At 50.5% G+C, this 11372-nt stretch carries 11 protein-coding genes and 1 rRNA gene; 7 read left to right on the forward strand and 5 right to left on the reverse strand.

What is annotated here, in order from left to right; genetic code table 11:
* Position 1 precedes the first annotated feature (1 nt).
* A 5S ribosomal RNA gene (gene rrf, locus ACHHZ6_RS21495) occupies positions 2 to 117 on the forward strand.
* A 99-nt stretch (positions 118 to 216) separates the two neighbouring features.
* Here the strand turns inward: rrf and mobB are convergent.
* Positions 217 to 720: a molybdopterin-guanine dinucleotide biosynthesis protein MobB gene (gene mobB / locus ACHHZ6_RS21500; protein ID WP_182273223.1), complete on the reverse strand. Its 504-nt coding sequence runs from the start codon at positions 718 to 720 to the stop codon at positions 217 to 219.
* A complete protein-coding gene (gene mobA, locus ACHHZ6_RS21505) occupies positions 717 to 1301 on the reverse strand; it encodes a molybdenum cofactor guanylyltransferase MobA (protein WP_182273224.1) in 585 nt (194 codons plus the stop codon). The genes mobB and mobA overlap by 4 nt, the downstream gene beginning before the upstream one ends.
* Positions 1302 to 1369: 68 nt before the next feature.
* On the opposite strand from mobA, the gene ACHHZ6_RS21510 reads away from it, so the two are divergent.
* The 3 genes from ACHHZ6_RS21510 (at position 1370) to dsbA (ending at position 3352) form a co-directional block, all read left to right on the forward strand.
* A complete protein-coding gene (locus ACHHZ6_RS21510; RefSeq protein WP_010436801.1) occupies positions 1370 to 1639 on the forward strand; it encodes a YihD family protein in 270 nt (89 codons plus the stop codon).
* A gap of 75 nt (positions 1640 to 1714) precedes the next feature.
* Positions 1715 to 2701 (forward strand): serine/threonine protein kinase, encoded by a 987-nt coding sequence (locus ACHHZ6_RS21515; protein WP_182919147.1) that lies wholly within the window; start codon positions 1715 to 1717, stop codon positions 2699 to 2701.
* A gap of 27 nt (positions 2702 to 2728) precedes the next feature.
* Positions 2729 to 3352: a thiol:disulfide interchange protein DsbA gene (gene dsbA, locus ACHHZ6_RS21520; protein WP_395122989.1), complete on the forward strand. Its 624-nt coding sequence runs from the start codon at positions 2729 to 2731 to the stop codon at positions 3350 to 3352.
* Positions 3353 to 3375: 23 nt separating this feature from the next.
* On the opposite strand, the gene ACHHZ6_RS21525 is transcribed toward dsbA, so the two are convergent.
* Entirely contained in the window at positions 3376 to 4284 is a 909-nt protein-coding gene (locus tag ACHHZ6_RS21525) for an acyltransferase (RefSeq protein ID WP_182273227.1), read from the reverse strand.
* Between the two features lie 438 nt (positions 4285 to 4722).
* Here ACHHZ6_RS21525 and polA point away from each other — a divergent pair, with 438 nt between their 5' ends.
* Entirely contained in the window at positions 4723 to 7515 is a 2793-nt protein-coding gene (gene polA, locus ACHHZ6_RS21530) for a DNA polymerase I (RefSeq protein WP_182273228.1), read from the forward strand.
* Positions 7516 to 7827: 312 nt separating this feature from the next.
* Here the strand turns inward: polA and yihA are convergent, their stop codons facing one another.
* Positions 7828 to 8457, reverse strand: a complete 630-nt coding sequence (yihA, locus tag ACHHZ6_RS21535; RefSeq protein WP_182273229.1) for a ribosome biogenesis GTP-binding protein YihA/YsxC — start codon at positions 8455 to 8457, stop codon at positions 7828 to 7830.
* Between the two features lie 580 nt (positions 8458 to 9037).
* On the opposite strand from yihA, the gene yihI reads away from it, so the two are divergent.
* Together yihI and hemN are read left to right on the forward strand one after the other, a co-directional pair.
* Positions 9038 to 9553 carry a Der GTPase-activating protein YihI gene (gene yihI, locus ACHHZ6_RS21540; protein ID WP_182273230.1) on the forward strand — a complete coding sequence of 172 codons (516 nt, stop codon included), beginning with the start codon at positions 9038 to 9040 and terminating at the stop codon, positions 9551 to 9553.
* A gap of 188 nt (positions 9554 to 9741) precedes the next feature.
* Entirely contained in the window at positions 9742 to 11115 is a 1374-nt protein-coding gene (hemN, locus tag ACHHZ6_RS21545) for an oxygen-independent coproporphyrinogen III oxidase (RefSeq protein WP_182919143.1), read from the forward strand.
* 99 nt (positions 11116 to 11214) lie between these two features.
* Here hemN and ACHHZ6_RS21550 read toward each other — a convergent pair whose 3' ends face one another.
* Positions 11215 to 11325: a YshB family small membrane protein gene (locus ACHHZ6_RS21550; RefSeq protein WP_148422545.1), complete on the reverse strand. Its 111-nt coding sequence runs from the start codon at positions 11323 to 11325 to the stop codon at positions 11215 to 11217.
* Between the last annotated feature and the right edge of the window lie 47 nt (positions 11326 to 11372).

The following is an 11372-nucleotide window of genomic DNA, read 5'->3' on the forward strand; positions in this document are numbered from 1 at the left end:
GCCTGGCGGCTTTAGCGCGGTGGTCCCACCTGACCCCATGCCGAACTCAGAAGTGAAACGCCGTAGCGCCGATGGTAGTGTGGGGTCTCCCCATGTGAGAGTAGGGAACTGCCAGGCATCAAATAAGTGAAGAGGCCATCCGGAAGGATGGCCTTTTTGCGTTTATGCACAGTAAAAACCTGCAGGCCAGGTCAGGCAAAGCCGCCGCCCGGTAAGTCAGACCGCACGCCACCTCAAAATAAATTCCGTAATCCCATCCACATCATTCAAATTCAGCACCGGTACCTCCAGGGGTAAGGCAACGTCACTGGCTACTGCAACCACATGCTCATCCAGCGTCAACTCGCTAACGTCATGCCCAGCATCACTTCTGAATAACAGGATTTTAGGCACTGCCTCATGCTTAAATCCCTCTACCAACACCAGATCCAGAGTGGAATGATCCATCCGACTGACCAGGTAAGCGAGATCCAGCGGTGCTTCATCCGGTGTTTCAGTCATCAACGCCCAGCGCTGATGACTCGCCACCATCGTTTGTGCTGCTCCTGCCTTACGCAACTCATAGCTGTCTTTGCCGGGTTTATCGACATCCATATTGTGGTGTGTGTGCTTAATCAATCCGGGACGAATACCTTTAGCACAAAGTGCAGGTATCAGTTTCTTCAGCAGCGTGGTTTTACCTGTTCCGCTCCAGGCAGAAATCGCTAATACGGGGATCATTTATTCTCCTGCATGGTCTGCAAATCTTCGGTCGTATTCACATTCACAAACGCAGATTTCAGATCGCTAAAATCAATCGGATGGCCGCCTGACTGACGCATAAACACCATCACCCTTCGCTCTCCTGTCGCCAGATAATTTTGCAGGTCAGGTACTAACGATCTGTTAATCAATGCGATAGCAGGATGATCGCGCTCGCCGTCATGCACCCAGACAACAGGGAAATCACCGCGCTGCTGCACCAGACGTTCAACCAGACAGGCCGGGATAAACGGCGTATCACACGAACAAAAGAGAAACCACTCACCCTTTGACTGTTGCATAACCGAGAGCATCCCAGCCAGCGGCCCAGGGTAATCCGCCAGGTTATCCTGATACACAGGGAACCCGCTGCGTTGGTAAATATCGATATGGCGATTAGCACTGATAGCGATTGCCGACACCTGATTTGCAAGCGTATCAGCGACATGTCGCCATAATGGCTTACCGTTGAGGAGCTGAAGACCTTTATCTTTTCCGCCCATGCGCGTTGCTCTGCCACCGGCCAACACGACCCCGATAATTTCCTGGCACTGATTCACTAATATCGCCTCTTTTATTGTGGGATTGACCCTGCTAACGTGTCTCTCTAAATGAAAGGAGCACCACCATGAAATGTAAACGTCTTAATGAAGTCATTGAACTCCTCCAGCCGGCCTGGCAAAAAGAGCCTGAGCTGAATCTGATGCAATTTTTACAGAAACTGGCGAAAGAGTCAGGTTTTGACGGTGAACTGACGGACCTTTCTGACGACATCCTGATCTACCACCTCAAAATGCGCGATTCCGCCAAAGATGCTGTCATTCCTGGTATTCAGAAAGATTATGAGGAAGATTTTAAAACCGCATTACTGCGTGCGCGTGGCGTAATTAAAGAGTAAAAGCTTGTAAGCGGCGACACCGAAATCGCCACAAGATGATATCCTGAATCATTCGTATAATTTCCGGATGATCGGATGAACGACCAGGCTTTTACTTTCCAGACATTACACCCGGATACCATTATGGATGCGCTGTTCGAGCAGGGCATCCGGGTGGATTCCGGGCTAACCCCTTTAAATAGCTACGAAAACCGCGTCTACCAATTTCAGGATGAGGATCGTCAGCGCTTCGTCGTAAAGTTCTATCGTCCTAAGCGCTGGTCTGCAGAACAAATTCAGGAAGAGCATCAGTTTGCCCACGATTTGCTGGATGACGATGTTCCCGTTGCTGCACCCCTGAAATTTAATAACCAAACGTTGCTGACGCACGAAGGGTTTTACTACGCCGTATTCCCCAGTCTGGGCGGCCGTCAGTTTGAAGCTGATAATATTGATCAAATGGAATGGGTTGCCCGTTACCTGGGACGCATTCATCAAACGGGACGTAAAAAACCGTTTATTGCCCGCCCGACTATCGGTATTCAGGAATATCTCATCGAACCCCGCCAGGTATTTGAAACCTCGGCACTCATCCCTGGCGCATTAAAGGATAATTTCCTCAACGCGACGGATAAACTTATTGATGCGGTTAAAGCCTGCTGGCGTGATGATATTTCAACGCTGCGTCTTCATGGTGATTGCCATGCAGGCAATATTCTCTGGCGTGATGGCCCACTGTTTGTCGATCTCGATGATGCGCGTATGGGACCCGCTGTTCAGGATCTGTGGATGTTGCTCAATGGCGACAAAACTGAGCAACGCATGCAGCTTGAAACTATTATTGAAGCGTATGAAGAATTTAGCCCTTTTAATTCAGACGAAATTGCCCTGATAGAACCTTTACGCGCGATGCGTTTTGTTTATTATCTTGCCTGGTTAATCAGGCGTTGGGATGACCCCGCATTCCCCCGAAATTTCCCGTGGCTTACCGGGGAGGATTACTGGCGCAACCAGATATCCACATTTACTGAGCAGGTTAAGGTTCTTCAGGAACCCCCTCTGCAATTAACGCCGATGTATTAATTGGACACACCCAGGAGAGAGTTAATCATGAAAAAAATTTGGCTGGCGCTGGCAGGTATGATTCTGGCATTTAGCGCTTCTGCTACACAGTTTACCGACGGTAAGCAGTACATCACGCTGGATAAGCCAGTGGCCGGCGAACCACAAGTTCTGGAGTTCTTCTCATTCTACTGCCCGCACTGCTATCAATTTGAAGAGGTGCTGCATGTTTCTGACAATGTGAAGAAAAAGCTGCCGGAAGGTACCAAAATGACCAAGTACCACGTTGAATTCCTGGGCCCATTGGGTAAAGACCTGACTCAGGCGTGGGCGGTTGCGATGGCGCTGGGCGTGGAAGATAAAATCACCGCTCCAATGTTTGAAGCCGTACAGAAAACCCAGACCGTTCAGACCACTGCGGATATTCGTAAAGTGTTCGTGGATGCCGGTGTGAAAGGTGAAGACTACGACGCGGCATGGAACAGTTTTGTGGTGAAATCTCTGGTTGCCCAGCAGGAAAAAGCGGCTGCTGACCTGCAGTTGCAGGGTGTTCCGGCGATGTTTGTTAATGGCAAATATCAGCTGAACATGCAGGGTATGGATACCAGCAGCATGGATATCTTCGTACAGCAGTATGCAGACACCGTGAAATACCTGGTTGGGAAGAAGTAAGATTGTTGATGTAAAAACGCCGGTCACTGACCGGCGTTTTTGCATGAAGATTTAATGTTGTCTATCTGCTCGTCTTTCTCTTTCCAGAGTGTGTTAAGCCAGAGCTGGAAACGACGTTTGAAATTCTTATCATTAACGTAATCGCCATGCAGTTCCGCTTCAATCGGTACCAGATCAACACGAACAACAATACGTGTCAGTTTGCCGCTGAGCATGTCGAAGAACGGCGTTGTGTCGTTCTCCGGGTAGCAGAGCGTGACGTTCAGTAATTTATCGAACTGCTCACCCAGCACGTTCAGCGCCATCGCAATGCCCGCAGCCTTAGGGGGCAGCAAGTTTTGATATGGGGAGCGAGTCTGTTGGCGCTTCTCTTCAGTAAAGCGGGAGCCTTCAACAAAGTTAACAATCGTCGTAGGATGCGCGCGAAACTTCTCACAGGAGCGACGTGTGGTTTCCACATCTTTACCGCGACGCTCAGGATGACGAATTAAATAACTGCGTGAATAGCGTTTCATAAACGGCATATCCAGCGCCCAACAGGCCAGACCGATAAAGGGTACCCAGGCCAGTTGTTGTTTCAGGAAGTATTTGTTCATCGGGATATGCTTGCGGAACAACACGCATAAAACCACGATATCAGCCCAGCTGTGGTGGTTGCAGATCAGCAGATACCAGTTCTTTTTGTTGAGCCTTTCCAGACCTTCAACATCCCACTTCAGGTGAGGGTTCAGGTACAGCAAGATGGCCAACCCTTCGCACCAGCAATACATCATGAAATTACAAAACGCAGACACAGCCCGCCACACCGAGGGGAGAGGTAACAGCAGTTTAATTATTCCGGCGACAATGATCGGCACAGAACAGGCGATAGTCACAAGAATAGTTAAAATGATGCTTAACAGTAATGTTATTGCAGCGAGCAATCTCGACATGATGAGCTTTTTCAGATAGTTAGCTGTAAGGAGGCGACGGTTATCCGGCGCTGGGCGCTGATTTTACCAGAAATTAGACAAAAGAATGGCGCTTTCACGCTGCGAGTTTGTGGCTTTTCCTGCTCAGCAGCGAATTTATCCATGTTTGAGCTGTTAACGGGTCTTATATCCACATAGACTAAATAGTCATCAGACAGGTATGCCAATGATGGGTAATATATAACGAATTGATTTAAAACAGGAAAATATACTGCCGCATACAATGATAGCGGCAGTTATTCATCTGAATTGAAAGTATGCACAAACTTATCCACAGTTTTATTTTTGCGAACGATCCTCACGATCGCAAAATCTTTTCCTGTATCAGGTGCTAATAACTGATGTTTTCATCCTTCTGTGGCATCCTTTACCCATAAATTGATTAAAGGCACGGACATTATGGTTCAGATCCCAGAAAACCCTCTTATTCTCGTCGACGGCTCTTCTTACCTGTATCGGGCGTATCATGCGTTTCCTCCTCTGACCAATAGCGCAGGGGAACCGACCGGCGCAATGTACGGCGTCCTGAACATGCTGCGCAGCCTGATCCTTCAGTATCAGCCAACCCATGCGGCAGTCGTTTTTGATGCGAAAGGAAAAACCTTCCGCGACGAGTTGTTTGAGCATTACAAATCTCACCGTCCACCAATGCCTGACGATCTGCGTGCGCAAATTGAGCCACTGCATACGATGGTAAAAGCGATGGGTCTGCCGCTGCTGGCCGTTTCAGGTGTTGAAGCCGATGACGTGATTGGTACGCTGGCGCGTGAAGCTGAAAAAGTGGGCCGTCCGGTACTGATCAGTACCGGTGATAAAGATATGGCGCAGCTGGTGACACCCGGGATCACCCTGATTAACACCATGACGAACACCATTCTGGGTCCAGAAGAGGTGGTTGCAAAATATGGTGTGCCACCGGAGCTGATTATCGACTTCCTTGCATTAATGGGTGACTCTTCGGATAACATCCCTGGCGTGCCAGGGGTGGGTGAAAAAACTGCACAGGCCCTTCTGCAGGGATTGGGTGGCCTGGATACGCTGTACGCCGAGTCTGACAAAATCGCGGGTCTCACCTTCCGTGGTGCGAAAACGATGGCCACGAAGCTGGAAGATAATAAAGAGGTGGCTTATCTCTCCTATCAGCTGGCGACGATCAAAACTGACGTTGAGCTTGAGCTGGGCTGTGAACAACTTGAAGTGCAGCAACCTTCAGCTGACGATCTGCTGAACCTGTTTAAGCAATATGAATTCAAGCGTTGGATCACCGACGTAGAAAGCGGCAAGTGGCTGCAGGCCAAAGGGGCTAAGCCCACAGCGAAGCCGAAAGAGACGGTTGTTGTAGTTGCAGAAGAGCAGGCAGAAGAAGAAGCCGTAACCCTCTCCTTCGACAACTATGAAACCATTCTCGAAGAGTCGCAACTGGTCGCCTGGATCGAGAAACTGAAAAAAGCGCCAGTATTTGCCTTCGATACGGAAACCGATAGCCTCGATAACATCTCTGCCAATATGGTTGGCCTGTCGTTTGCGACAGAGCCTGGTATCGCGGCCTATGTCCCTGTTGCACACGACTACCTGGACGCGCCGGATCAAATCTCGCGCGACCGTGTGCTTGAGCTGATGAAACCGATTCTTGAAGATGACAAGGCGCTGAAGGTCGGGCAAAACCTGAAATACGATCGCGGTATTCTGCAAAACTACGGCATTGAGCTGCGTGGTATCGCTTTTGATACCATGCTGGAATCCTACATTCTGGACAGCGTAGCAGGCCGTCATGATATGGATTCCTTATCTGATCGCTGGTTGAAGCATAAAACAATCACCTTTGAAGAGATTGCCGGTAAAGGCAAAAATCAGCTGACCTTTAACCAGATTGCTCTGGAAGAGGCGGGTCGCTATGCGGCAGAAGATGCCGACGTGACGCTGCAGCTGCACCTGAAGATGTGGCCAAAACTGCAGAAAGAAGAAGGCCCGCTGAATGTGTTTCGGCATATCGAGATGCCACTGGTGCCAGTACTCTCCCGCATCGAACGCAACGGCGTAAAAATCGACCCAACGGTACTGCATAACCACTCTGGCGAGCTTGCACAGCGTCTGACCGAGCTTGAGCAAAAAGCCCATGAGCTTGCAGGTGAGCCGTTTAACCTCTCATCTCCTAAACAGCTGCAAACTATTCTGTTTGAAAAGCAGGGCATCAAGCCGCTGAAGAAAACCCCTGGTGGCGCGCCATCAACCTCTGAAGAGGTGCTGGAAGAGCTGGCGCTCGATTACCCGCTGCCAAAAGTGATTCTGGAGTATCGTGGTCTGGCGAAGCTGAAATCGACCTATACCGATAAACTGCCGCTGATGATCAACCCGAAAACGGGCCGCGTACATACTTCTTACCATCAGGCGGTGGCGGCAACCGGGCGACTCTCATCGACCGATCCAAACCTGCAGAACATTCCGGTACGTAATGAGGAAGGTCGCCGCATTCGTCAGGCCTTTATCGCACCAGAGGATTACCTGATTGTCTCTGCGGACTACTCGCAAATCGAACTGCGTATTATGGCGCATCTGTCGCGTGATAAAGGTTTGCTGACGGCGTTTGCTGAAGGGAAGGATATCCACCGGGCGACGGCTGCCGAAGTGTTTGGTCTGCCGCTGGACAGTGTGACAAACGAACAGCGACGCAGCGCGAAAGCGATCAACTTCGGTCTGATTTACGGGATGAGCGCTTTTGGCCTTTCCCGCCAGCTCAACATTCCTCGCAAAGAATCGCAGAAGTATATGGATCTCTACTTTGAGCGTTATCCGGGCGTACTGGAGTACATGGAACGCACCCGAGAGCAGGCGAAAGAGAAAGGCTATGTTGAAACGCTGGACGGTCGTCGTCTCTACCTGCCGGACATCAAATCCAGTAACGCCGCGCGTCGCGCTGGCGCAGAGCGTGCTGCGATCAACGCCCCAATGCAGGGGACAGCTGCTGACATCATTAAACGCGCGATGATCGCCGTGGATGCGTGGCTGGAAAAAGAGAAGCCACGCGTGCGCATGATCATGCAGGTACACGATGAACTGGTGTTCGAAGTGCACAAAGACGAGCTTGAAACCGTATCGAAAAAGATCCACGAACTGATGGAAAGCAGCATGACACTGGACGTGCCATTGCTGGTGGAAGTGGGGAGTGGTGAAAACTGGGATCAGGCTCACTAAGAGTCAGGAGAATAACGCGCGTTTTATGTAAGTTAGCAACATAACGACGTGCGTTTTGTGACGATCATTAGAATTCCCTATGTAAAGAGTGAAAAAAAACTACAAAAAGTGCTTTGTCTACAGATAAAAAAGGGGTAGAGTTAACGACGTAGGGTACAGAGGTAAGATGTTCTATCTTTCAGACCTTTTACTTCACGTAATCGGATTTGGCTGAATATTTTAGCCGCCCCAGTCAGTAATGACTGGGGCGTTTTTTATTGCGGTAAAGAAAATTTCAGGCAAAAAAAAGCGCGGACATTGCCGCGCTCGCTATTACTCTTCTTCCGCTTCTGTCGCGGGCTCCAGCTCGTTAAACCAGCTATCGAGCTTCTGACGCAGCTTGTCCACGCCCTGCTTTTTCAGCGAGGAGAACGCTTCAACCTGCACATCACCGTTGAATGCCAGTACCGCTTCGCGAACCATATTCACCTGTGCTTTACGCGCACCGCTTGCCAGCTTATCGGCTTTTGTCAGCAGCACCAGCACAGCAATATCGCTTGCCACGGCCCAGTCGATCATCTGCTGATCGAGATCTTTCAGCGGGTGGCGAATATCCATCAGCACCACCAGGCCTTTCAGGCACTGGCGCTTTTCCAGATATTCACCCAGCGCACGTTGCCACTTGATCTTCATCTCTTCCGGTACCTGCGCATAGCCGTAGCCCGGTAAATCGACAAGACGTTTGCCTTCTGCCACTTCAAACAGGTTGATCAGCTGAGTACGGCCAGGCGTTTTTGAGGTACGCGCCAGGCTCTTCTGATTGGTCAGCGTATTCAGGGCGCTGGATTTTCCCGCATTGGAGCGGCCAGCAAATGCCACTTCAATACCCGTATCAGAAGGTAAGTGGCGAATATCAGGCGCACTGGTGACAAAATGCGTCTGTTGGTAGTTCCAGGTAGTCACGTGGTCGTCTCCAAAAATCGTAATCTGTGGGGGATTATACCCGAATGCAGACAAAAGGCTTTTCTCATCGCACTCTGCCTGTAGGCGAACACCCTGGCGGCTGTAGGAGATTTGCCATAGATGCTATAGGAGATTTAAGAGAAATCGCAGGCGTTAAAAAACACAAACTGTTTAAAATCAGATTGTTGTGCTTGAGTAATTATCCGAAAATCCTTTTTTGTACCCTCTCATTGCTTGTTAGTTTAAGCGAACAGGGTAAAGTGTGTGCCAGGGCGAGGATGCCAACAGGATAACGACTTAAGGATAAGGGTCAGGAGCGCCAGGAGGCGAAGACTCAGGATTGTCAGGATGATAAGCGCCTGGAGGCGTTTAAACAGGAAATGGAACCGTACACGGACGGTATATCCGCCAAGGGATAAACAGGGCTTGTTGTAGGCAAACACGGAATGTCTGACCCACTAAGGGTTGTGAGTCAGGAAAAAAGGCGACAGATTGCTCTGTCGCCTTTTTTCTTTGCTTGCTTTCTGCTAGATTTCGCCGCAATTCTATACTGAAGAAAACGACTTAAAGATAAAACATCATGAAAAAACCGACCTCCACAGCGGGCGCTAAACGCCCTGCAAAAGCACGCCGCAAAACGCGCGAAGAACTGAACCAGGAAGCGCGCGATCGCAAACGTGAGAAAAAGCATCGTGGTCATGCTGCGGGTAGCCGTGCGGGCGGTAGCGATGCCACGGGTGCTTCTGCAAAAGGAAAGCAGCAGAAAGATCCACGTATTGGCAGTAAAACTCCCATTCCACTGGGCGTGACAGACACCCCGGTCACTAAGCAGCACAAACCAAAGAGCGAGAAACCTATGCTTTCACCGCAGGCTGAGCTGGATTTGCTGGAGAATGATGAGCGCCTGGATGCGCTGCTGGAACGTCTCGAAGAGGGAGAAACCCTGACCGCTGAAGAGCAGTCATGGGTTGATGCCAAACTGGATCGCATTGATGAACTGATGCAGAAGCTGGGCCTGTCTTACGACGATGACGAAGATGAAGAAGAAGACGAAAAGCAGGAAGATATGATGCGTCTTCTGAAGGGTGGAAACTAACATTTGCACCTGGCAGGCACGATAGTCCTGCTTATAACCCTTCCGGTTATATGTTATCTGGTGTGGTTATTCGTTAAACTACGGCGGTTGTCGCGGCGACAGAAGTGGCTGCGCACCCGGATGATGGCCCGCAGTGGGGCCAGAACGGGCCGCCGTATACGAACGCGACACCAACGGAAGGAGTGAGCATGTCTGTACCATCTATCGACTGGGATTTGGCCCTAATCCAGAAATATAACTATTCCGGGCCGCGTTATACGTCATACCCAACTGCGCTGGAGTTCTCCGATGCTTTCGGCGAAGCGGATTTTCAGCAGGCTGTCGCGCGCTACCCTGAGCGCCCGCTGTCGCTCTACGTCCATATTCCGTTCTGCCACAAGCTCTGCTACTTCTGCGGCTGCAATAAAATCGTTACCCGTCAGCAGCACAAAGCCGATCAGTATCTGGATGTGCTCGAACAAGAAATTCTGCATCGTGCGCCACTGTTTACTGGACGCCATGTTAGCCAGCTTCACTGGGGTGGCGGTACGCCAACCTACCTGAATAAAGCGCAGATCAGCCGTTTGATGACACTGCTGCGCGGCAACTTCAATTTTAATGACGATGCTGAAATCTCGATCGAGGTTGATCCGCGCGAAATCGAGCTGGATGTACTGGATCACTTACGCGCCGAAGGGTTCAACCGCCTGAGCATGGGCGTCCAGGATTTCAACAAAGAAGTGCAGCGCCTGGTGAATCGCGAGCAGGATGAAGAATTTATCTTTGCCTTACTTAACCACGCGCGTGAAATCGGGTTTACCTCGACCAATATCGACCTGATTTACGGCCTGCCAAAGCAAACGCCAGAGAGTTTCGCCTTCACGCTGAAACGTGTGGCAGAACTCAATCCTGACCGTTTGAGCGTCTTTAACTATGCGCATCTGCCGACGCTTTTCGCCGCCCAGCGGAAAATCAAAGATGCCGATCTGCCTTCTGCTCAACAGAAGCTGGATATTTTGCAGGAAACCATCACCTCGCTGACCGAAACCGGCTATCAGTTTATCGGCATGGATCACTTTGCCCGTCCGGATGACGAACTGGCGATTGCTCAGCGTGAAGGGGTTCTGCACCGTAACTTCCAGGGGTATACCACCCAGGGTGATACCGACTTGCTGGGGATGGGCGTCTCCGCCATCAGTATGATCGGCGACTGCTACGCGCAAAACCAGAAAGAGCTGAAGCTTTATTATCAGCAGGTAGATGAAACCGGCAATGCCCTGTGGCGCGGTATCGCGTTAACGCGTGACGACTGCATTCGTCGTGATGTGATTAAGGCGCTGATCTGTAACTTCCGTCTCGGTTTTAGTGACGTAGAAGCACAATGGGATCTGCAGTTTAGCGATTATTTCGCGGAAGACCTGAAGCTGCTTGCACCGCTGGCGAAAGATGGGCTGGTGGATGTTTCGGAGAGCGCCATTGAGGTTACGCCAAAAGGGCGTCTGTTGATTCGTAATATCTGTATGTGCTTCGACGCTTACCTGCGTCAAAAGGCACGTCTGCAGCAGTTCTCACGGGTGATTTAAGATGCACTGCCGGGTGGCGTTTCGTTTACCCGGCCTGCATTTCGCGTTTAGTAGGCCGGGTAAGGCGAAGCCGCCACCCGGCTTTTCATTGGCTACCCGCTAGCTAAACAACCCAACCAGTGCCGCACACAATACCGCTGCAACGGCAGTTTGCGGTGTGTGGCTTTCGGCTGCTCCGCTAGAGAGCAAACTCACTAATGATTCCAGCATGATGGTTCCCCCCATTTCCGGGCACGATCATACAAATTTCACCGATA

Source organism: Enterobacter cloacae complex sp. 2024EL-00214 (assembly GCF_043945575.1).
In the GTDB taxonomy this organism is placed as follows: Bacteria; Pseudomonadota; Gammaproteobacteria; order Enterobacterales; family Enterobacteriaceae; genus Enterobacter; species Enterobacter cloacae_P.

Excerpts from the sequence above, each read along its gene's own strand:
- mobB (WP_182273223.1), bottom strand. The coding sequence starts at position 720 with ATGATCCCCGTATTAGCGATTTCTGCCTGGAGCGGAACAGGTAAAACC.
- ACHHZ6_RS21510 (WP_010436801.1), top strand. The coding sequence starts at position 1,370 with ATGAAATGTAAACGTCTTAATGAAGTCATTGAACTCCTCCAGCCGGCC.
- ACHHZ6_RS21515 (WP_182919147.1), top strand. The coding sequence starts at position 1,715 with ATGAACGACCAGGCTTTTACTTTCCAGACATTACACCCGGATACCATT.
- dsbA (WP_395122989.1), top strand. The coding sequence starts at position 2,729 with ATGAAAAAAATTTGGCTGGCGCTGGCAGGTATGATTCTGGCATTTAGC.
- ACHHZ6_RS21525 (WP_182273227.1), bottom strand. The coding sequence starts at position 4,284 with ATGTCGAGATTGCTCGCTGCAATAACATTACTGTTAAGCATCATTTTA.
- polA (WP_182273228.1), top strand. The coding sequence starts at position 4,723 with ATGGTTCAGATCCCAGAAAACCCTCTTATTCTCGTCGACGGCTCTTCT.
- yihI (WP_182273230.1), top strand. The coding sequence starts at position 9,038 with ATGAAAAAACCGACCTCCACAGCGGGCGCTAAACGCCCTGCAAAAGCA.
- hemN (WP_182919143.1), top strand. The coding sequence starts at position 9,742 with ATGTCTGTACCATCTATCGACTGGGATTTGGCCCTAATCCAGAAATAT.
- ACHHZ6_RS21550 (WP_148422545.1), bottom strand. The coding sequence starts at position 11,325 with ATGCTGGAATCATTAGTGAGTTTGCTCTCTAGCGGAGCAGCCGAAAGC.